Here is a 21614-nt window from a genome sequence, read left to right as displayed (position 1 = left end):
GGTGACTCAGGCGGCCTTGCTGACCGTGGACGCCTTGGCATTACCGCCTTGTTCGGCGAGCAGGGTCAGCTTTTCGTCGGTGGCTTTTTCTTCTTCCAGCGTCGCAAGCAGGAGCGGCAATGCATCGGCATAGCCGAGTTGCTTGGCCATGGCCGCAATGGTGCCGTACGAAGCGATTTCGTAATGCTCCACCTTTTGTGCGCCGCCGATCAGTGCGGCATCGCGTACCGGGCCGGCTTCGATCTCATCGATGACCTCGCGGCTTTCCTCCACCAGGCCTTCCATCGCTGCACACTTGATGCGCTTGAGCTTGATGCCTAGCACGTCGACAACCTGGTCGATCCGCTCGATCTGACCTTGGGTTTCTTCCAGGTGAGTTTCAAAGGCTTGCTTCAGTTTCGGCTCGGTGGCTGCACGCGCGAGGCGCGGCAGCGACTTGGTCAGCTGCTTCTCGGCACTGTAGATGTCCGACAGCTCGTGGATGAAAAGTTCTTCGACAGTCTTGATCGCCATGTTGGCTCCTTGGGGTTGGTCCGAGAGTGGGTTGCAGCGGTTCGCAATGTCGGTGGCGGTACCTTGACGACGTCGCGTTGCCTGCCTGCGAACAGGCGTGCCAACGCATTACGCGCGATGAACTTGCAAATGCGAGGTGCGTGTCACTCGACTGCAGAGCAGTGGTGTGAACACATCACCTGGCGTTCGTTGAAATGCACCGACGGCATCGCTTCGATTGCACTGCCGTACCGCGTGGTCGCTACGCTAGCCTTGCGAGTGTTAGCGGGATTGGTGGAAACGGTGAGCCCGATGCGATGGCGACCTGTGCTGTGGTGCAGGCCGCGCTCGCTGCCTGCGCGATGAAGGTAAGCCCAGGTGGCTCATGCACGACAACGATCGCGTCTGCAGGATGGGATGTGGTCGCTTCTGCATCGTGCACCGAGCCATGTCGATGGGTTACAACGCTGATTGGAACTTTCTGCAAGACGTATGTGATGACGCCACTGGAAAAACCATTACGCCGCGAACTACAGATCGGCGAGCAGGCATATACCCTGACCATCGATCCGCAGGGTTTGAGATTGGTCGAGAAAGGCAAGCGCAAGGGCCTGACCTTGTGCTGGGATGAACTGATCAGCGGCGATGCCGCGTTGGCCACTGCATTGCAGGCGTCGCTTACGGACCACTAGCGTGGCCATCGCAGCCTCGCCGCCGCCATCGACTGACGTTTCGAGAATGGTGCAAGCGCAGGTGTCGGCTCGGTCGCTGCGGCCCTATGAAAGGCGGGGTCTTGTAGATGTCACTGGACGTGTCTAAAAGCGCGCCCAGTCTGTCATCCGCACGCATGCCATCAACGCGTGCGAACGGCTCAGGTTGCCGCGAACAATCGCGCCAGCTCGCGTACCGCCGCTTCCGATGCTGCGCGATCGGGCGTGGCATCTGCATTATTGAAGTCGTGGACACCTTGCGACTGCACCAACAGCCCGTCGCGTCGCGGCACCACGTTGAGGTTGTGGCCGCGCCAGATCAGGCCATAGGTGACTTCCGGTTGCGGGATCAGGCGTGCGGTCTGCCCGCGTACCGGGATCACGCTGTCGTCGCCCAGCAGCGCACGCGCACCGTAACCGGTGGCATTGACCAGGATTTTCTCGCGCAGGTCGCCGAACTGGCGCGGGTGCTCGAACTCGCGCGTGTAGAGCGCGCCGCCTGCCTGCAGAAAGTCCTCCATCAACAACCGCGCATAGGTGCTCAGATTGAAGGTGAGCTGGCTATAGCGGCGCACGAACGGCACCGGAAACGGATGACTGCCGGCCGCTACCGGTTGCGAGCGAGGGCCGAGATCGTCGATCAGTTGGCGCTCCAGCGGCGGATAGTCCGGCTCATGCGCTTCGGCAGAGGCGAGCGGGTGATCGAACGGCACATCCGAGAGCACGTAGCCATCGCGCCACTCGATCGGCTCGCCGGGCAGGCCCAGCAAGGTCTGGTAGCGGCGAAACGACGTGCGCGCCATTTCTTCCCAGCGCGTCTTGAAGTCGGCGGTGGCGTATTGGCTGGTGCACACGCGCGAATCCGGCGACCACACGCCGGTGGCATAGAACGAGCGCACATCCGGCAGGCGCTCGCGCGCATAGATGCACACGCGCAAGCCGGCGCGCTGCGCGACCAGCGCGGTGGTCAAGCCGATCGCCCCGCAGCCGATCACCGCCAACTCGCGCGCAGCGGGATCTGCCGCACGCGCCAGCCGCAATGCTTGTTCGGCCGCGCCCCACGATAACGACCATCCGCTCCCGCCATGCCCGTAGTTATGCACCACCGTTTTGCGCCCGATGCGCTCGGCTTCGATCCGTGGCCCCTGCGCACGGAATGGACGCGTGCACCCGTTGATGGCGATGATGCGATCGATCGAGGCACGCATCGGTGCCAAGGGTGGGGTCGCCGCGAACGTCGCCGGCAGACCACCCGGCGGCGTCGCCGGTAGCGCTGCCGGCGGGAGGGTCAGTGCCTTGTCGGTTGCCGCCCAGCTCGCAGTGGAAGCGGCCGCCAGCGCAACACCGGCGCTGCGTAGAAAATGACGACGGTGCATGCAACTCCCTTGGTGGTGTGATGGGTGAGGTGATCGACACGATGCGGCGAGCGACGCCTGCGCGGTTGCGCACGGCCGCCTTTTCCACGCGTGCTGCCCGCCGCCTACCAGCAACCCAACGTTGCATGAGCAGCGACCGCCTGCGCCAGCATAGCGCGCGCAACTGCCGGTGCTTGCGCCACAGTGCCACGGTTTCGCACTGCAATCCTGGCGCTTGACGCCACGCTGGCGGCCATTCGTCGCCCGGTGCTTCCGCAGTGGCGCGGGCCGGCTATGCTCGCCGCGTCCCATCCAAACGAGCTGCCATCCGTGTCCGCCAGCGTCTTCCTGATCGTGCGTATCGTGTTCGCCTGGGCCGCCGCGTTGCTGGTGGCGGGGATCATGTGGGCGCAGTTGTTCGGTTCCATCGGCCCGATCTTCGCCTTGGCCTGCATGATCATGCTGACGCTGGCATTGATGAGTTCGATCACCCATGTGCGGCGGGTGCGGCTGATCGCCGAGCGGTTGGATCACACCACCTTGTCCACCCGCCAGCGCCGTCAGATCGAAGTACCGCTGGATGTGCAGGCCAGCTTCGCGGTGATGGAGGAGGCGGTGCGTGCGCTACCGCGTGTGCAGGACATCGAGTGCGCGCCGGGCAGCCTGCTGATCCGCGCCAAGGTGCGCCGTATCGATCCATACGCAGGGCGTCAGCCGTCGCGCTGGAATCTGTTCGCGCGCTTTGCCATCACCCACAACCAGATTCTGGCGACGATCGCGCCAGGGCAGGGCACCAGCAGCGTCACCGTGCTGTGCGAGCCCGACGCCGGTGCCTGGGTGGATCTGTTTGCGGTGGACGAAGGCAGCAATTACGAAAACGCCGAGGCGATCAATCGCGCGGTGGTGCGCCGGGTCGGCGAGCAGCGTCGCGACGAACAAGCTGCCGCCGAGCAATCGGTGATGGAAAAGGAGCTGGCCGTGGCGCGCCTGAATCTGCTGCACGCCCAGGTCGAGCCGCACTTTCTCTACAACACGCTGGCCAGTGCGCAGGTGCTGGCGCGCACCGACCCGCCGCGCGCCGACATCATGATCGGCCATCTGATCCAGTACCTGCGCAGCTCGCTGCCCAGCGCCGACGGTGCCATCGCCACCCTGGGCGAAGAACTCGAACGCACCCAGGCGTACCTGGAGATCCTGCGCATCCGCATGGGCACGCGGCTCGGCTTGCAGGTGGAAGTGCCCTACGAACTGCGTTCGCTGCCGCTGCCGTCGATGATGTTGCAGACGCTGGTGGAAAACGCGATCAAACACGGGCTGGAAGCCAAGCCGGGCGGCGGTACGGTGTGGATCCTGGCGCGTCGCCACGACGACCATGCCACCCTGACCGTGGCCGACGATGGTCAGGGTTTCAACACGCACAGCCAGGGTACGGGCATCGGCCTGAAGAATCTGCGCGAGCGGCTGCAGCTGATTTACGCAGGCAAGGCGAGCTTTGCCATCGTGTCCAATTTCCCCAGCGGAGTGGCCGCGACCATCAGCCTGCCGCTGCCGGCGCAGCTGGTCCCTGCACCCGCTCCGCTGCCGTTGCCCACCGCTGCCGCGCACGCTCCGCAGGTGCAGGCATGAACGCCTTGCGTGCAGTGGTGGCCGAAGACGAGGCGTTGCTGCGGCAGTCGTTGCTGACGCTGCTGGCGCAGGTGTGCCCGCAGTTGCAGATCGTGGGCGATTGCGAAGATGGTGCCAGCGCGCTGGAGACCATCGCCACGCAGCAGCCGGACGTGGTGTTTCTGGATATCCGCATGCCCGGCCTCACCGGGATCCAGGTGGCGCGTGCGATGCGCGAGGTCAGCCCGCACAGCCAGGTGGTGTTCGTCACTGCCTACGACCAGTACGCCATCGACGCGTTCGAACACGGCGCGGTGGACTACCTGCTCAAACCGATCGGTCGCGAGCGCCTGCAGGCCGCCTGGCAGCGCGTGCAACAACGCGCCGCTGCCGGCCAGCCGGATGGTGCGCTGCTGGAGGCCTTGCTGCAGCGCCTGTCGGCACGCCCGGCGGCCGCAAGCATTGCACCGCCGCTGGCCTGGCTCACCGCCAGCAGCGGTCGGGAGACGCGCTTGATCGCGCTGGAAGAGGTGGCGTATTTCCAGGCCGACCAGAAGTACACCACGGTGATGACCGCCGCCGGCGAAGCGGTGTTGCGCACGCCGCTGCGCGAACTGCTGGATGTGCTGGACCCGCAGGTGTTCAAACAGATCCACCGCTCGACCATCGTCAACATGAAAGCGGTTGCCTCGGTGCAGCGCGACGACACCGGCAAGGGCCGGCTGGCGCTGCGCGGCCGCAGCGAAACGCTTACCGTCAGCCAGCCGTTCATGAGTCTGTTCCGCGGCATGTAGGCGCGGTGCGCAACACGGTGCGCGCGGTCGTCAGGTACGGACGGCACGCTCAAACCCGAAGTGCAAGCGTGAGTTGTCCATCCGTTTTCGCGCAGCGTTGGCGTCCACCCGAGGCCTGCGCACGTGCGTTGCCGGCCGCTCTCATTCCCCCGTTCGCAAAAAAAAGGACTGCCTCCATGCGCCTGATCGCCTCCCTGGTGTACTGCCTGCTCGCTCTGGCCGGCTGCCATGAACGCAATGGCACCACCTCGATCACCCGTGCCACCAGCGATGGCCGCGATGTGATCTTCAGCAAGACGCTGACCACCGCGACCACGGCCAACGTCCATTGCCTGGCCAGCGACTCCGGCCGCTGCTATTACCTGATCTACGCGGAACAGTGCGTGGCCCGCAGCGCCGGCGACGCCGCCAGCGCACCGGCCTGCGCGCGTAAGACCCTGGACAGCTTTGCGCTGGCACCGGGGCAAGTGCGCGAAGTGCGCGGCGTCTCCGGCCAGACGCACACCTGCGTGGACATCGTCGCACCGCGTGCCGATTGCCACGGCTAAGAGGGTGTGTGGGGTGGGCCGCTCGGCGCAGGATCAGCAAGAAACCCGGCGGAAACTCCAGTAAACCTGAATACGCACTGACGGCAAGCGGTCGCTTCTGCGATCATTACAGGCTTGTTGCCGGTTCACGGCGTCCTCATTGACAGGCTTCTCATGTCCGAACACTCGCTACGCCGCGACGTTGGCCCCTTCGCCCTCATGCTCACCGGCCTGGGCTCGATCATCGGCTCCGGTTGGTTGTTCGGCGCCTGGCGCGCGGCCGGGCTGGCCGGTCCCGGTGCGGTCTGGGCCTGGGTGCTGGGGGCGGCGATCATCACCACCATCGCGCTGTCCTACGCCGAACTGGGTGCCATGTTCCCCGAATCCGGCGGCATGGTGCGCTACAGCCACTATTCGCACGGCTCGCTGGTGGGCTTTATTGCCGGCTGGGCGAACTGGATCGCCATCGTCTCGGTGATCCCGGTCGAGGCCGAGGCCTCGGTGCAATACATGGCGTCCTGGCCATGGGCCTGGGCGCAAGGGCTGTATGTGCAGGTGCCCGGCGGGGCCGGCGAGTTGTCGGTACCCGGCTTGCTGATTTCGGCGGTGCTGGTGCTGGTGTATTTCTTTCTGAATTTCTGGAGCGTCAAGTTGTTCGCGCGCTCCAATACGCTGATCACGGTGTTCAAGCTGGTAGTGCCGGCAGCGACCGGCGTGGCCTTGATCGTCAGTGGCTTCCATAGCGAAAACTTCAGCGTCGGCATCCATGGCGACGCGCACGTGATCGACCTGGCCGCGGTGCTCACCGCGGTGGCCACCGCCGGCATCGTCTTCAGCTTCAACGGCTTCCAGAGCCCGGTGAATCTGGCCGGCGAAGCGCGTAACCCGGGCCGCAGCATTCCGTTCGCGGTGCTCGGTTCGATCGCCTTGGCCACGGTGGTCTACGTCATCCTGCAGGTGGCCTACATCGGCGCAGTACCGCCGGATCTGCTGGCCAAGGCCGGCTGGCATGGCATCGATTTCCGCTCGCCGTTCGCCGAGTTGGCCATCATCGTCAACCTGCACTGGCTGGCGATGCTGCTGTACATCGATGCGTTCGTCAGCCCCAGCGGCACCGGCATCACCTATACCGCCACCACCGCGCGCATGGTGTACGGCATGGAAAAGAACGGCACCATGCCGGCCGCGCTGGGCAAGCTGCACCCGGTGTGGGGCGTGCCGCGCATGGCGATGTTCTTCAACCTGGCGGTGTCGTTCGTGTTCCTGTTCTTCTTCCGCGGCTGGGGCACGCTGGCGGCGGTGATCTCGGTGGCGACCATCATTTCCTATCTCACCGGCCCGATCAGCGCGATGGCGCTGCGTCGCCATGCGCCGGAACTGCATCGTCCGCTGCGCATCGCCGCGCTGCCGGTGCTGGCCGGCGTGGCCTTTGTGATGGCCACCGAGCTGCTGTACTGGGCGCGCTGGCCGCTGACCGGCGAGATCATCCTGCTGATGGTTGTCGCGCTGCCGGTGTACTGCTACTACCAGGCCAAGCAGGGCTGGCCGGACCTGCGCCGCAACCTCAAGGGCGCGGCCTGGATGATCTGCTACCTGCCCACCATCGCGCTGCTGTCGTGGGCCGGCAGCGCCGACTTCGGCGGCCATGGCTATCTCAGCTACGGCACCGATCTGGCAGTGGTCGCCGCGGTCGGCGTGGTGTTCTACATCTGGGGCGTGTGCAGCGGCTGGCGTACCCCGTCGGTAGAGAAGGCGGTTGCGCAGGCGTGAGCGCTTGCACGTTCGGGTGCGCTGCTCGCGGGCGCTGGCGACCGTCAACCGCTGGCAGTCAGCGCTGGGAATGAAACGAAACGGCCGGTGCAGTGCGCACCGGCCGTGTTGTTTGCAGCGCACGAACACTGCGTTGGGTGTGTTTCGTTGCCGCGCCTCACCGCATGGGCGTGCTGCCGCTGGTCAGGAATTGACCACCAACCGTGGCGCGCCATCGAAACGGTCCAGATCGCGCAGCAGTTCGGTGTAGCGGCGCAGGCGGCCCATCTCGCGCATGTTGACGATGTCCTCGTGGCGCAGCTCGCGCTTGGAGGTCACTTCCTGCTTGTAGCGCAGTACCTCCGGGTAGCGGCGGGTCATGTCCAGCGCATCGGCAACGCACTCGACCGAATCGGCGTCCGGCGTCACCCGCGCACGGCTGTTGAAGGCGCGCAGCCAGCGTTCGAAACCGGCGCTGTGGTCGAACAGATCGGCGATGTACCACATCACGAACAGGATCGATGCCCATGAGGTGAAGATGATCACCACGCGGCTGAAGGTCAGGTGGTAGTCGTTCTGCCACAGCTGGTGCGTGATCACGCCCAGCAATACCAGCGAGATCGCCTGCCAGCCGATGATCGAGGCGATCACCCACTGTTTCTTGGCCACCTTGAGCAGGCTGAGCTCTTCGTCGAGTTGCGCGTCGGTCTTGTCGCGCCAGTGGGCCACCTGCTCGTCGAAGGGGAGCCGATGGAGTGCGTTGTCCTGCAATAGCAGGCTCAAACCCTGGAACAAAGCGATCATGACAAGCTCCTGACGGATGGCTGGTACGAACGACTTGCTGCACTGGCCGCGGCCGGTGCCCTGGAGCGTCCGAGACGCGCTGGCGATGCAGGGCGGTGTCGGACGGCCTTAGTTCTAGCACTTTCGCTGTGCATGGCAATGCCTCTGGCGAGGCTGAGGCCGCGCAATTCTGCGCTTGCGCGCACAAATTGCTGAATTCAGGCGGATTTGCTGCAAGGCCGCCGCCGCATGGTCGCGCGATGTCCAAGATCTTGCTGCACTGCACACCTGGTGCTGCGGCGATTGCCGGGTGTATAGACGCGAGCAAGCCGGCGTGCCGGACCGTCGGGTGGAGGTGGCACCGGCCATCACGCGGCGCCGAGCCTCGCCTGCTGTGAGACACGCAGGCGCGCGCGTGAGTGCCTGGCTGATCGAGGCGCCGGATGGATGCCAGGTCACAGGCCCCCGCATTTCCGGCCTCAGCACGACCGTCGACGCAGGGCAGCCGCCATCGCTGGCGTAGGAGCAGAGGCCATGTCGGGTATCCACTGACCTGGCGTTGCAGCGGCCTGCGTATCATGGCCGGATGTCAGCCGTCCTGCGTACCCTCACTGCCCCCGCCGCCGAACAGATCCGCCGCTGGGTGCTGGGCGCGTTTCCGCGCGGCCAGAGCACCATCGAATACGATCAGCCGCTGGGCGATCCCGGCATCTTCGGACCCGACAGCGTCACCTGGCGCATCCACTCCGAATTTCCGGGCATGTTGTCGGGCGGCTTGTGCGCATTGATGCTGCAGTTGTTGCATCCGCGCGCGCTGGCCGGGGTCTACGACCATTCCAACTTCCGCACCGACCTGATCGGGCGGCTGCGGCGCACCACCAACTTCGTCGCCGGCACCACCTACGCGCCACGTGCGGAGGCAGAACAGCTGATTGTGCGCGTGCGCAAGATCCATGCGCATATCCGCGGCCACACTGCCCAGGGGCTGCCCTACGACGCTAACGACCCGCAGTTGCTCACCTGGGTGCATGTCACCGAGGCATACGGGTTTTTGCAGGGATGCCGGCGCTATTGCCGCGACGTGCCCGCAGCCATCGCCGACCGCTATTACGACGAAGCGCGACGCGTGGCCGAAGCCTTGGGCGCGGCCGATGTGCCGGCCAGCGAGGCGCAGGTGGAGGCGTATTTCGCATCGGTACGTGGAGAGTTACGCATGGACGCACGCTCGCGCGAGGTGCTCGACATCCTCACCAGCATCCAGCTGCCAGTGCCCGCGGCAGGCCTGTCGCGCGGCGTGTTTCTTGGCGCCGGTACGGCCTTGTTGCCCGGCTGGGCCAGCGACATGCTGGGCCGTACCACCACGCAACGTGTCCAAGCCCGCGCCTCGGCACGTCTGTTGCGCCGCCTGTCGCCGCTGTTCCGCACGGCCTTGCGCGACGGGCTTTCTGCGCGTGCATGCAGACGCATGCAGTTGCCGCCGGCGATGCTGCTTGAATGGCCTGACCAGACGTGATGGCAGCTGCGCTGAGCATGCGTTCCGCAGTGCGGGCGCAGGAGCGCGCCAAGGCGTCGATCGGCGTGCCGCCGGTTCGACAGTGACCAATACGTGCGTGCTTGCGCGCCTTGTAAGCGCTGCATGGCACTGCCACTTGCAAGGACGAACAGCGCCCAGACGCCCGCACCACGCGCGCTGCATCGACCACGACCAGCACCTACCAGATCCTGACCCGCTGCTCCGGCGCCAGATACAGCTTCTGGCCCTGCGTCACATTGAAGGCGGAATACCACGCATCCAGATTGCGCACGGTTTGCGCGCGGAAGCGGCCGGGGGCGTGCACATCGGTGAGGACGATATTGCGCAGCGCCGCATCGCGGTACTTGCTGCGCCAGGCCTGCGCAAAGCCGAGGAAAAAGCGCTGATCCGGGCTGAAATCGTCGATGGTCTGCGGCTGTTTGCCCCGCAGCGACAGCTGGTAGGCATCGTAGGCCGTGGCCAGGCCCGCAACATCGGCGATGTTTTCACCCAGTGTCAGCTTGCCGTTGATCGCCAGATCGTCGAACGGCTTGTAGGCGCCGAACTGCGCGGCCAGCGCATTGCTGGCGGTCTCGAATTTCTTCAGGTCCTGCGGCGTCCACCAGTTGTGCAGTTCGCCGTGTTCGTCGAACAGCGCGCCCATGTTGTCGAAGCTGTGGCTGATCTCGTGGCCGATCACCGCGCCGATCGCACCATAGTTCACTGCATCGTCGGCGGATGGATCGAAGAACGGGGGTTGCAGGATCGCCGCCGGGAAGATCAGGCGGTTTTCCAGCGGCACGTTCAGCGCGTTGACCTCCTGCGGCAGCATGTACCACTCGCGGTGATCGACCGCCTTGCCCAGCTTGGCCAGGTTGCGGCGGTAGTCGAACACTTGGGCGCGTTCCACATTGCCCAGCGCATCGTCACGGCGCACATCCAGCCCGCTGTAGTCGCGCCAGGTGTCCGGGTAGCCGACCGCCACCGTCAAGCCGGCGAGTTTCGCTTTGGCGTGCTGCTTGGTCTCTGCACTCATCCACTCCAGTGCATCGATGCGCTGGCCGAATGCGGTGATGATGTTCTTGACCATCGCTTCGGCACGCGTCTTGGTCTGCGCACTCACGTACTTTTGCACGTAGCGCTTGCCCACTGCGTCGCCCAAGGCGGCATTGGTCGCGTCGATGCCGCGTTTCCAGCGCTGGCGCTGCTGCGGGGTGCCTTCCAACGTGGTGCCGTAAAACGCGAAGCGCTCGTCGGTGAAGGCTTTGGACAGATAGGGCGAGGCGCGATCCAGCGCGCGAAAACTCAGGTAATCCTTCCAGGTCTGCAGCGGCTCGGACTGCACCAACGCCGACAACCCCCTCACCGCGCGCGGCTGCCAGACGATGAAATCCTGCTGTGCATTCAAACCGGCCGCGTCGAAGAATAGCGTCCAGTCCAGGCCGGGGGCATTGCGCGCGAAATCGGCCTGTTTCCAGGCATTGGCGCCGGCCTGCACATTGGTGGTTTGCTCAGGGGTCGCGTGCACGCGCGCCATCGCGATTTCCAGCGCCAGGATGCGCTCGGCCTTCGCGGGTGCATCGCCGATGCCGGCCAGCTCCAGCAGCGTGACGATGTGCGCGCGGTAGGCGTCGCGCAGCTGCGCCATGCGCCCGCCGTCCAGGTAGAAGCTGCGTTCGGGCATGCCCAGGCCGCCTTGCACCAGATAGGGCACGTAGCGGTCCGGGTGATGCAGGTCCTGCGACACCCACAGGCCGAACAGCCGGTCGGTATAGAAATTGGTGGAGTTGAGCAGATCGACATCGGCGCGCAGCTGGCCGCCCAAGGTGCGCGCCAACGCGTGCTTGTCGTCGAGTTGGGCGATCGCATCCAGTTCCGGTTGCACCGGGCGCACGCCCTTGGTCTCGATGCTGGCTTCGTCCATATAGGCGGCGTAGTAGTCGCCGATCTGCTTGTCTTCGCCGGTCACGCGGTCGTTGGCGGCAGCGCCTTCGATGATGTCGCGGCTATGCCGCTCGGTCTCGATGGAGATGGCGACGAAACTGTTGATGCTGGAGCGGTCTTTGGGAATCTGCGTGGTCTTGACCCAGTGGCCGCTGGCGTAATCGAAGAAGTCGTCGCCCGGCGCCACGCCACGGTCCATACCGGCGACATCGAAGCCGAAATCGCCGAGCTTGGGCTTACTGGGCGGCGTTGGGTGCGTGCTCGCAGCCGGCGTCGCGTCATCGCGGTGGCACGCGGCGGTGGTCAGCAGCGCGGCAGACATGGCAGCGATCAGGATGGGACGATGCAAAGAAGCCATGCGGCGCAACTCGTATAACTGGAACAGACAGCACAGTGTAAGTTGCCTGCGGTGCCAGGTGCCGGTTCGAAGACGGGCTCCGCTGCGGATCGTGGTGTGGCGGACACGCCCGGTTCAGCGCCGGCGTTGATACCAAAAGCCCAGCGCATCCCGGGTCTGTAGCATGCGCCGCCCGCGCCATAGAAACCGCAGCAGCAGGCCGAGGTGCTCACGCTTGGAAAAGCTGTGCAGTTTGCGGTCGGAGGTGTGCACGGTCTGGCGCAATATCACAAAGCGTCCGCAGCGCGCCAGTGCGCGGCTCAGTGCCACATCTTCGCCGGCGTAGTAACGCGTATCGAAGCCTCCCGCGCTGACGAACGCCACGCGCGTGCAAAACAGAAAGCACCCCGGCGCAATGCCGGACACACGGAAAAACCAGACAAGAACCGCCTGCGCCGCGCGCTCGGACCACACGCGCCTGCCCTGCAGACGCACTTGCGCACCACCACCTACCGCACCGGTATCCAATGCGGCCAACGCTGCGCCAAGGACCTGCGGATTGATCAGCGTGTCGGCATCCACAAACAGCAGGCGTTCGCCTTGCGCGGCCTGTGCGCCGGCGTTGCGGGTGGCGGCAATATGGCGTAGTCGCACCTCCAGCACGTGTGCGCCATGGCTGCGTGCAATGGCCGCAGTGGCGTCTTCGCAGGCATCGGCCACCACGATCACTTCATAGTCCAGCTGCATGGCCTGCGCGCAGGCGTGCAAGCACTGCAGCGTATCGCCGATCAGCGCTGCCTCGTCATGGGCGGGAATCACGAAGGACAGCATTGGGCGTGGTTCGTGGGAGAGCTGCACTCAGTGTGCAAGCGAGGGCGCGGCGAAGATGTGAGCGGAGGCGTTGGCTGGCCGACTGTGCGCAATCAAACGGGCACTGCGACGCAGGCCCATGCCTTCTCATCGCGCGCGTGATTCGTCGGAGGGCGACACAGGTGCACAGCGAGCTCACCAGCGCCAACGCAGTGCCGCAACGAGCGCTGCCGTACTGCGAATAAGGCACACACGCAGCGCGTTTCAGCGGTTGACCGCGCCCATCATCGCTTCGGGATAGCGCGTTCCGGCGGCAGCCTGCGGCGGAAAGATCGCATCGATACGGGCCAGCTCGTCCGGCATCAGCGCCACATCCAGCGCGGCGATGTTTTCTTCCAGATAGGCCAGCCGCTTGGTACCCGGAATCGGAATCAGGTCCTGGCCCTGCGCCAGCACCCAGGCCAGCGCCAGTTGCCCCGGCGTGATGCCCTTGTCGGCAGCAATGGTCTTGACCTGCTTCACCAGCTGCAGATTGCGGGTGAAGTTGTCGCCCTGAAAACGCGGCGAATGGCGGCGGTAATCGTCGGCATCGAAATCGTCCGGCGACGAAAATGCACCGGTCAAAAACCCGCGCCCCAGCGGCGAGTACGGTACGAACCCGATGCCGAGCTCGCGCACGACGGCGAACACGCCGTTGTCTTCCGGCTCGCGCGACCACAGCGAATATTCGGTCTGCACCGCAGTGATGGGATGCACCGCGTGTGCCCGGCGAATGGTGGCAGCGGCCGCTTCCGACAGACCGAGAAAGCGCACCTTGCCCTGTTCGACCAGGCGCGCCATGGCGCCCACGGTGTCTTCGATCGGCACATTGGGGTCGACGCGGTGTTGGTAATACAGGTCGATATGCTCCACGCCCAGCCGACGCAGACTGGCCTCACACGCGGACTGTATATACGCCGGGCTGCCGTCGATCCCACGCACCGTCGGATCGTTGGGGTCGAGCTTGATGCCGAATTTGGTGGCCAGGAACACTTCATGCCGGCGCGAGGCAATCGCCTTGCCGACCAGCACTTCATTGGTGTGCGGGCCGTACATGTCGGCGGTGTCGAGCAGACTGATGCCACGGTCGAGCGCGCGGTGGATCACCGCGATCGAAGCGGCCTCGTCGCTGCGGTCGCCATAGAACGCGCTCATGCCCATGCAGCCAAGGCCGAGAGCCGAAACGGTGGGGCCGGAACGGCCAAGCGTGCGGGTTTGCATGGTGGGGGACTCCGTGCAGCAAAAGGTCGGGGAACAATGGCGGCAACGGCGTTAGCGCGATGTGGCTCACGCGCCAACGCACAGCCCGCGCAGGTCGGCAGGCAATGCTGCCGATTTGCGCGGGCTGGTGTGACGTGCGATCAGCCCTTGAGCTTGGCGGCGACCTCGGCAACGCGCTTGCCGAACAGCTTGGCCGTCTCCAGATCGCCGCTGCGCGGCGCTTCATCCGGCGATGCGTCCGACGGCGAAATTGCCAGCGCGCCGCCCCAACCACCGGTCCAGTTCACGTCTTGCGGGCCGTGCGCCTTGGTGTTGGCTGGCGGCAGCCCGGTGCCCACCCAGATCTGGCCATGCTGCTGCGACAGCGTCCAGAAGTATTGGATGGTGCCGTATTTGTCGCCGTTCGCCGATGCCGAATTGGTGAAACCGGCAGCGACCTTGTCCTTCCATGCCTGCGCAAACCACGGCTTGGAGCTGGCATCGGCGAATTTCTTGAACTGCCACGCCGGTCCGCCCATGTAGGTGGGGCTGCCGTAGATGATGGCGTCGGCGGCACCGATCGCTTCCCAGGCGTCGTCGGGCGGGTTGCCGTCCTGGTCGATGCGGTACAGCGTGGCCTCGCCAACGCTGGCTGCGCCGGCCTGCACGGCTTCGGCCTGCTTGACGGTGTGGCCGTAGCCGCTGAAATACACGATGGCGATCTTGCTCATGGACATTCCTGTTGAACGAGGGAACCGAATTGTGCGCATACCGTTTACGGCAGCAGAATGACCACGCACGGGACGAACTGTTGCCGCGGTCGTTTGCTGGGCTTGGCTAAGCGTGATGTGTCTGCCCAGGTGCTGCGTGTTGCCTGGATACACAGGTGCTTGTGTCACATGACGCAGGACCTGTTGTGATCGTTGCGTGTCCGTACGTCGGCATCTGTCTGGATCGATTGGTTGCCGACGACCGGCTGCGATTGCATGCACGTGCCAGATGCGTGACGTGTTTCTTTGCGTCGCCCTCAATGCTCAATCAGTTTTTGGCTCGTCCATGCATGCGATCAGGTAATCGATGAAGCTGCGCACCTTCGGCGCCAGGTGGCTGCGGCTGGTGTAGACCGCAAAGATGCCGATTTCACCAAGCGTGTATTCGGGAAGAATGCGCACCAGGCGTCCAGTTGCGATATGCGATTCGGCCAGGAAGTCCGGCTGCATCACGATGCCCTGTCCGGCCAGCGCGGCAGCGTTCAGCACATGCCCGTTGTTGGCGCGCAGGCCGCCATGCAGGCGTACATCGATATCGCCTTCGGGCCCGTGAAAGCGCACCTCATCGCCGGTGGGCGAATAGTGGTAGAGCAGGCATTCGTGGCCGGCCAGATCCGATGGGTGTTGCGGGGTGCCCGCACGCGCCAGATAGGCCGGCGACGCGCACGGCAGTATCCGTACCTTGCCCAACTGCCGCGCGATCAGCATCGGCGCCGGCTGGCGGGTGATGCGGATGGCGACGTCGAAGCCTTCTTCGACCATGTCGACCAGGCGGTCGGACAGCGACAGGTCCAGTTCCACCTGTGGGTAGCGCGCGCGAAAGCCCGGCAGCAACGCGCCCAGACGCTCGATGCCGTAACTCACCGGCGCATTCACCCGCAGCACGCCGGCCGGCTCCAGCGCCTGTGCGCCAATGGTGGCTTCCAGGTCGTCCAGATCGGCGAGCAGCTGCAGGCAGCGCTGGTAGTAGGCGCTACCGGCACTGGTCAGGCTGACCCGGCGGGTGGTGCGGTTGAGCAGGCGGGTGCCGAGCCGCTGTTCGAGCGCGGCGACCTGGCGGGTGACGCTGGCGGTGGAGCGGTCCAGCGCATCGGCGGCGGCGCTGAAGCCGCTGCGCTCGGCCACGGCGGCGAACACGCGCATCGCGTCGAGGGTATCCATGACAGCTCCAATTGTTTCATTAAGTGAAATAAATTATCTGAAGTAAGCGTATTTATCAAAATTCTGCAAGGAATAAGCTGCCGTTGTCCTCACAGGAGTCCGCCACGATGACCACCCCCGCATCTCCGCGTTCCGTTGCCTATGGCACCGCCCTGCTGCGCGTCAGCCTGGGCGTACTGTTTCTGGTGCACTGTCTGACCAAACTGTTGGTGTTCACCCCGGCCGGCACCGTGGCCTATTTCCAGTCGCTCGGCCTGCCCGGCGGGTTGGCATACATCAGCATGACGCTGGAACTGGGCCTTGGTGTGTCCCTGCTGCTGGGCATCCATGCGCGCTGGGTGGCGCTGCTCGGGGTCCCGCTGCTGCTCGGCACGATTGTCAGCGTGCATGGCGCCAACGGGTTTGGTTTCTCCAACCCGGGCGGTGGCTGGGAATACCCGGCGTTATGGGCGGTGCTGCTGATCGTGCAGGCGTTGCTCGGCGACGGCGCGTTCGCATTGAAGCCGACGCGCTGATGCTGTTTCATTCATCAAGGAGCTGCCCATGACCCGCTTGCCCTCCCTGTATATCTCGCACGGTTCGCCGATGACTGCACTGCAGCCGGGGCAGGTGGGCGAGCGGCTGGCGGAATTGCGGCAGGTATTGCCGCGGCCGCGCGCCATCGTGGTGGCGAGCGCGCATTGGTTGGGGCGCCGCCCGTTGGTCAGTGGTGCGGCACGGCCGCCCACCATTCACGATTTCGGCGGCTTCCCGGCACCGTTGTATGCGCTGGACTATCCGGCGCCCGGCGAGCCGGCCCTGGCGCAGCAGATCGTGCGCCGGCTGGAGCAGGCCGGCCTGCATCCGCATCTGGATCCGCAGCGCGGTTTCGATCACGGCGTCTGGGTGCCGCTGCGCTTGCTGTATCCCGATGCCGACATCCCGGTGGTGTCGCTGTCGATTCAGCCCGAGCTTGGTCCGGCGCATCAGTTCGCGGTGGGCCGCGCGCTGGCGCCGTTGCGCGATGACGGCGTGCTGGTGATCGGTTCGGGCAGCATCACCCACAACCTGCACGATTTCCGTCACGGCTACAGCGCCGAGCGCGAAGCGCCGTACGTGCGGCCCTTCATCGAGTGGATCGAACGCAAGCTGCTGGACAACGACGTCGCCGCGCTGCTGGACTACCGCCGCCAGGCACCGCATGCCGAACGCGCACATCCCAGCGATGAGCACTTCTTGCCGCTGTACGTGGCGATGGGCGCGGCCGGCGACGACCGGCTCGACGCGCAGCGCATCGACGCCGGCATCGATGCGGGGTTCCTGGCGATGGATCTCTATCGCTTCGACGGCCATGCAGCGGTGGCCGACCCAATGGCGGTTTAGAGCATCTGACAACACTACTGCGCTGCCGCCAGGCAGGCCCGGTCGGTGCCCGGAATCGGCCTGTACTGCTTGTACGCTCTGGTCCCCCGCGCCGCCCGCACCCACCTGACGACCGCTCGCGGCGTTTTGTTAACCGCTCTTGGCGCCGGGTACGGAAGCGGGCGCGTCGGCGTCTTTCAGCTGAGTGCTGCCGTGCGCATCGGTGATGGCGCAGTGGCGCGTGTCAAGTGGGAGTTGCCGGTGCGATGCCGGCGCGAGCGCTGCAGGCACCACGCTGGTGCCGCAGCGCTCTGAAGCATTCACGAGCGGGTGCGGACGAATCTCATAGGCTGAGACGCCACCGCTGCAAGCTGCCCGTGTGAAAATCCTCGACAAGCTCGCCGTCCTCGCCGACGCCGCCAAATACGACGCCTCCTGTGCCTCCAGCGGCGCCAACAAGCGCAATTCGCTGGGCACCGGCGGCATCGGCAGCACCGAGGGCATGGGCATCTGCCACTCGTATACGCCCGATGGTCGCTGCGTGTCGCTGTTGAAGATCCTGCTGACCAATTTCTGCATCTTCGACTGCGCGTATTGCGTCAATCGCGTGTCCAGCAATGTGCGCCGCGCGCGCTTCACGCCGGAAGAAGTGGTCACGCTGACGCTGGATTTCTACAAGCGCAATTACATCGAAGGTCTGTTCCTGTCCAGCGGCATCATCCGCAACTCCGACTACACCATGGAGCAGCTGGTGGAAGTGGCGCGGCAACTGCGCGAGGTGCACCACTTCGCCGGCTATATCCACCTCAAGACCATCCCGGATGCGACGCCGGAGTTGCTGGCGGCTGCCGGGCGTTATGCCGATCGCCTGAGCATCAACGTGGAATTGCCCACCGAGCAGGGCCTGACGCTGCTGGCGCCGGAAAAGAGCGTGGGCGGCATCCGCTCGGCGATGGGCGAGTTGCGCTGGCGCATCGAGGAAAATCAGCTGGAACGCAAGGCTGAAACAGTGCGCCGCGCCAAGCCGCCGCGCTTCGCACCCGCCGGGCAGAGCACGCAGATGATCGTGGGTGCCGACGATGCCAACGACCGCAGCATTCTGGATACCAGCCACAATCTCTACGGCAATTACCGCATGCGTCGGGTGTACTACTCGGCCTTCAGTCCGATCCCGGATGCCTCGTCCAAATTGCCGCTGCAGGCGCCGCCGCTACAACGCGAACATCGGTTGTATCAGGCCGACTGGTTGCTGCGCTTCTACGAGTTCAGCGTGGAAGAAATCGCGCCGGCGCAGTCCAGCGGCATGCTCGATCTGGACGTGGACCCCAAGCTGGCCTGGGCATTGCGCAACCCGGAGCGGTTTCCGGTGGATTTGAATGCGGCACCGCGCGAGATGCTGCTGCGCGTGCCCGGCCTGGGCACACGCAACGTGGAGCGGCTGTTGTTGTCGCGACGGCATGCGCGGCTGCGCGTCGGCGACCTGGCACGGCTGCGGGTGCCGATGAAAAAACTGTTGCCGTTCGTGAGCGTGCTCGATCACCATCCGCGCCAACGGCTGGACGATCCAGTGAGGTTGCGTGCGCAATTGGCGCCAGCGCCGCGGCAAGCGAGTCTGTTCGACTGATCGTGTCCGCACGCTTCGGTGCTGCCTTCTTCTCCCACAGGGAGCAGATGCCCGAAGGGCGGATGAGGTACGTTCGCCTGCGGCGATGCCGATAAACGTCAGTCGTTACGCAAACGCATTGCCCGACTGTTGCGATTCACCGACCCCAAATTCCCTATCAAATAGCGTCCAACCCCGCCAGCACGGGTAACGTGCGTTCGGGCAAACGGCAATGCGCGGCCGTGCGGTTCGAAAGCGCGTCTCGGCATCCAGACAAGAGATAAGGCAACCGATGTTCAGCGCTGAGGTGGAACCACCGTGGAGTTTCGAGGCCTGGCGTGCGTTGGCGCGGGCAGGGTGGTGCGCGCAGGTGGAGCCGGATGATGTGGCCTGGAACGGCGGTGCGCAGGGCGGACTGTTGAGGGGGCAGGGGCTGTCGGAATTGCCGGCTGTGGTGCCGCCACCACGGGTCTCGGCGGATTTCATGCAGTTGGCGGCGTCGGTGCTGTGTCATCGCGATCCGCAACGGCACGCCGTGCTGTATCGATTGCTGTGGCGCGTCGCCTCCGGCGAAAAGGCATTGCTGGAGCGTGCCACCGATGTGGATGTGCACCGGCTCCGGCAGTGGCAGAAAGCGGTGCAGCGCGATACGCACAAGATGAAGGCCTTCGTGCGCTTTCGCCGGTTGCCCGGCGAAGAAGAAGACTTTGTTGCCTGGTTCGAGCCCGAGCACTGCATCGTGGACCGGGTGGCGCCGTTTTTCGCTCGCCGGTTTGCCGGCATGCACTGGGCGATCCTGACCCCTTACCGCAGCGTGCGCTGGGATGGCGAGGCGCTGAACTTCGGCGAAGGCGCGGTGCGCACGCAGGTGCCGGCCGACGATGCGCAGGAAACGCTGTGGCGCACCTATTACGCGCATATCTTCAATCCAGCGCGGCTCAATCCGACCATGATGCGGCAGGAAATGCCGCAGAAATACTGGAAGAACCTGCCCGAAGCCACGCTATTGCCGGAGCTGATCCGCGACGCCGGCGTGCGCGTGCGCGAGATGGCCGAGCGCGCGCCCGAGCCCGTGCGGCGGCGGGTGCCGGCGGCGCCTGCGCCAGTGCCGGACGTGGCCACCCACAGTCTGTCCCAGTTGCGTAGCGCTGCACGCGATTGCCGGCGATGCGACCTGTGGCAACCGGCGACGCAGACGGTCTTCGGCGAAGGGCCCGACGATGCAGCGGTGATGGTGATCGGCGAGCAGCCGGGCGATGAAGAGGACTTGAGCGGGCGTCCGTTCGTCGGGCCCGCAGGGCGCCTGTTCAACATAGCGCTGGGCGAGCTGGGGGTCGGTCGCGAGACGTTCTACGTGACCAATGCGGTCAAGCATTTTCGTTTCGAACAACGCGGCAAGCGGCGGCTGCACCGCAATCCGGAGCGTGCGCATGTGCAGGCGTGCAGTGGCTGGTTGCAGGCCGAGCGGACGCACTTGCGTCCAGCGCAGATCGTCTGCCTGGGCGCGACTGCGGCGCAGGCAGTGTTGGGGAGCAGCTTTCGATTGATGCGCGAACGCGGGCAGTGGCAGCGCCTGGACGATGGCACACCGGTCTTGACCACCGTGCATCCATCGTGGGTATTGCGGCAGCCATCGACGGATGCGCGCGAAGAAGCCTATCGCGGATTTGTCGAAGATCTCCGCCAATTGCTGGACCCGCCGCAGCCGCAGGACCGACCGATCAAGCGAGACAGGTAATGCGCGACGCAGGCAAAGAAATACGCGTGCAACTGCACGCGCGCGGTGTCTGAGCATCAGGCACCAAACGGAGCCACCGGCATGCCGGTCACTCCATCATCGCCGCTTCGCGGTTGTGTGGTGGTTGCTGGAGGCTGATTCGAGCAACGCACAGCTTGGTCGAATGAACGCTTGCGCGCACCGGTGTGCATCGCAGAAGTCCGCAGATCCATTGCCGCAGATGTACTGATCAACAGTGGCCAACAGAATGTGCCGGGCAGTCGTCAGGTGTTGCGCGATAGGTGCCCGTCAGCGACATAGACAAGGCGTCTTCCCTGTCGATGTCGAGCACTTTCCAGGTCTGCGCGGCGGTCGCGCGATGGATCGCCAACCGCTTCAAATAGTGCGTCTGATTCGATCACGCTCTTGCAGAAAAGCACTACGCCATCGGCGGAACAATCGCATTCCGCCGATGGCATCGTGCATGCGTCAGCAAGCACGCAGCGCCGTGGAACTGCAGGCAATTACGGCATCAACACCTTGTCCACCACGTGGATCACGCCATTGCTCTGCATGACATCGGCAATGGTGACGTTGGCGGTATTGCCCTTGACGTCGGTAATGGTGACCTTCTTGCCATTGAGCTTTGCAGTGAGCGGTTCGCCCTGCACGGTGGTCAGCGTGGCGCTGCCGCCGCCGGCCTTGATCTTGGCGATCAACGAGGCGGCATCCACCTTGCCCGGTACCACGTGGTAGGTCAGTACCTTGGTCAGCGTCGGCTTGGATTCGGGCTTGAGCAGCGTGTCCACGGTGCCGGCCGGCAATGCGGCAAACGCGGCATTGGTCGGGGCGAAGACGGTAAACGGGCCCGGGCCCTTCAAGGTATCCACCAGGCCAGCGGCTTTGACCGCTGCCACCAGCGTGGTGTGGTCCTTGGAGTTGACTGCGTTGTCGACGATGTCCTTGGTCGCCAGCATCGGCGCGCCACCCACCATCGGATTGGACGCCGCGTAGGCGGGAGCCATCGCGCTGGTAAGGGCAATGGCGGTGGCGAGGGCAAGCGACTGGAATGAGGTCTTCATGAGGCATCGATCCTTTGGGTGAGCGATTACCTGGATGGCAATCGTGGATCTTGATACGCGGCCGGATGCGGCGCGGATGCAT

General features: G+C 64.9%; 19 protein-coding genes and 1 other RNA gene. 11 read left to right on the top strand and 9 right to left on the bottom strand.

Going from position 1 to position 21614, the window contains the following annotated elements:
* Positions 1-6 precede the first annotated feature (6 nt).
* Positions 7-513, bottom strand: a complete 507-nt coding sequence (locus tag XBLMG947_RS10965) for a YciE/YciF ferroxidase family protein (protein ID WP_065468583.1) — start codon at positions 511-513, stop codon at positions 7-9.
* Positions 514-989: 476 nt separating this feature from the next.
* On the opposite strand from XBLMG947_RS10965, the gene XBLMG947_RS10960 reads away from it, so the two are divergent.
* Positions 990-1184: a hypothetical protein gene (locus tag XBLMG947_RS10960; protein ID WP_065468581.1), complete on the top strand. Its 195-nt coding sequence runs from the start codon at positions 990-992 to the stop codon at positions 1182-1184.
* Between the two features lie 179 nt (positions 1185-1363).
* Here the strand turns inward: XBLMG947_RS10960 and XBLMG947_RS10955 are convergent, their stop codons facing one another.
* Positions 1364-2578, bottom strand: a complete 1215-nt coding sequence (locus tag XBLMG947_RS10955) for an FAD-dependent oxidoreductase (protein WP_065468579.1) — start codon at positions 2576-2578, stop codon at positions 1364-1366.
* A 309-nt stretch (positions 2579-2887) separates the two neighbouring features.
* Between XBLMG947_RS10955 and XBLMG947_RS22625 the strand changes: the two genes are divergently transcribed.
* The 4 genes from XBLMG947_RS22625 to XBLMG947_RS10935 all read left to right on the top strand — a co-directional run bounded on the left by XBLMG947_RS22625 (position 2888) and on the right by XBLMG947_RS10935 (position 7253).
* Positions 2888-4183 (top strand): sensor histidine kinase, encoded by a 1296-nt coding sequence (locus XBLMG947_RS22625; protein ID WP_181093205.1) that lies wholly within the window; start codon positions 2888-2890, stop codon positions 4181-4183.
* Entirely contained in the window at positions 4180-4956 is a 777-nt protein-coding gene (locus XBLMG947_RS10945; protein ID WP_065468575.1) for a LytR/AlgR family response regulator transcription factor, read from the top strand. The genes XBLMG947_RS22625 and XBLMG947_RS10945 overlap by 4 nt, the downstream gene beginning before the upstream one ends.
* 176 nt (positions 4957-5132) lie before the next feature.
* A complete protein-coding gene (locus XBLMG947_RS10940; protein WP_065468574.1) occupies positions 5133-5504 on the top strand; it encodes a hypothetical protein in 372 nt (123 codons plus the stop codon).
* Positions 5505-5657: 153 nt separating this feature from the next.
* Positions 5658-7253, top strand: coding sequence for an APC family permease (locus XBLMG947_RS10935; RefSeq protein WP_065468573.1), 1596 nt, complete (start codon positions 5658-5660; stop codon positions 7251-7253).
* Between the two features lie 183 nt (positions 7254-7436).
* Here the strand turns inward: XBLMG947_RS10935 and XBLMG947_RS10930 are convergent, their stop codons facing one another.
* Entirely contained in the window at positions 7437-8123 is a 687-nt protein-coding gene (locus XBLMG947_RS10930; RefSeq protein ID WP_083993029.1) for a hypothetical protein, read from the bottom strand.
* A gap of 478 nt (positions 8124-8601) precedes the next feature.
* On the opposite strand from XBLMG947_RS10930, the gene XBLMG947_RS10925 reads away from it, so the two are divergent.
* Complete coding sequence (locus tag XBLMG947_RS10925) at positions 8602-9528, top strand: oxygenase MpaB family protein (protein WP_065468566.1); 927 nt, start codon at positions 8602-8604, stop codon at positions 9526-9528.
* A 199-nt stretch (positions 9529-9727) separates the two neighbouring features.
* Here the strand turns inward: XBLMG947_RS10925 and XBLMG947_RS10920 are convergent, their stop codons facing one another.
* The 5 genes from XBLMG947_RS10920 to XBLMG947_RS10900 form a co-directional block, all read right to left on the bottom strand.
* Entirely contained in the window at positions 9728-11794 is a 2067-nt protein-coding gene (locus tag XBLMG947_RS10920) for a M13 family metallopeptidase (RefSeq protein ID WP_065468660.1), read from the bottom strand.
* Positions 11795-11944: 150 nt separating this feature from the next.
* Entirely contained in the window at positions 11945-12640 is a 696-nt protein-coding gene (locus XBLMG947_RS10915) for a glycosyltransferase (protein ID WP_065468564.1), read from the bottom strand.
* Positions 12641-12883: 243 nt separating this feature from the next.
* Entirely contained in the window at positions 12884-13879 is a 996-nt protein-coding gene (locus XBLMG947_RS10910; RefSeq protein ID WP_065468562.1) for an aldo/keto reductase, read from the bottom strand.
* 140 nt (positions 13880-14019) lie between these two features.
* Positions 14020-14589: a flavodoxin family protein gene (locus XBLMG947_RS10905; RefSeq protein ID WP_065468560.1), complete on the bottom strand. Its 570-nt coding sequence runs from the start codon at positions 14587-14589 to the stop codon at positions 14020-14022.
* A 303-nt stretch (positions 14590-14892) separates the two neighbouring features.
* Entirely contained in the window at positions 14893-15789 is an 897-nt protein-coding gene (locus tag XBLMG947_RS10900) for a LysR family transcriptional regulator (protein WP_065468558.1), read from the bottom strand.
* Positions 15790-15896: 107 nt separating this feature from the next.
* Between XBLMG947_RS10900 and XBLMG947_RS10895 the strand changes: the two genes are divergently transcribed.
* The 5 genes from XBLMG947_RS10895 (at position 15897) to XBLMG947_RS10875 (ending at position 20471) form a co-directional block, all read left to right on the top strand.
* Positions 15897-16304, top strand: a complete 408-nt coding sequence (locus tag XBLMG947_RS10895) for a DoxX family protein (protein WP_065468556.1) — start codon at positions 15897-15899, stop codon at positions 16302-16304.
* A 28-nt stretch (positions 16305-16332) separates the two neighbouring features.
* The gene (locus XBLMG947_RS10890) at positions 16333-17151 is read left to right on the top strand and encodes a dioxygenase family protein (protein ID WP_065468554.1); all 819 of its coding nucleotides are present in this window, start codon (positions 16333-16335) and stop codon (positions 17149-17151) included.
* A 60-nt stretch (positions 17152-17211) separates the two neighbouring features.
* A non-coding RNA gene (locus XBLMG947_RS10885) (sX9 sRNA) lies at positions 17212-17286 on the top strand.
* Between the two features lie 223 nt (positions 17287-17509).
* On the top strand, positions 17510-18754 hold the full coding sequence (locus tag XBLMG947_RS10880; RefSeq protein ID WP_065468552.1) for a putative DNA modification/repair radical SAM protein: 1245 nt from the start codon (positions 17510-17512) through the stop codon (positions 18752-18754).
* Positions 18755-19025: 271 nt separating this feature from the next.
* On the top strand, positions 19026-20471 hold the full coding sequence (locus XBLMG947_RS10875; RefSeq protein WP_065468549.1) for a UdgX family uracil-DNA binding protein: 1446 nt from the start codon (positions 19026-19028) through the stop codon (positions 20469-20471).
* A gap of 503 nt (positions 20472-20974) precedes the next feature.
* On the opposite strand, the gene XBLMG947_RS10870 is transcribed toward XBLMG947_RS10875, so the two are convergent.
* Positions 20975-21532 (bottom strand): fasciclin domain-containing protein, encoded by a 558-nt coding sequence (locus XBLMG947_RS10870; protein ID WP_065468547.1) that lies wholly within the window; start codon positions 21530-21532, stop codon positions 20975-20977.
* Positions 21533-21614 lie beyond the last annotated feature (82 nt).

The sequence above is a fragment of the Xanthomonas bromi genome (genome assembly GCF_900092025.1).
Classification (GTDB): domain Bacteria; phylum Pseudomonadota; class Gammaproteobacteria; order Xanthomonadales; family Xanthomonadaceae; genus Xanthomonas; species Xanthomonas bromi.
This window is presented reverse-complemented; position numbering and strand designations above follow the sequence as displayed.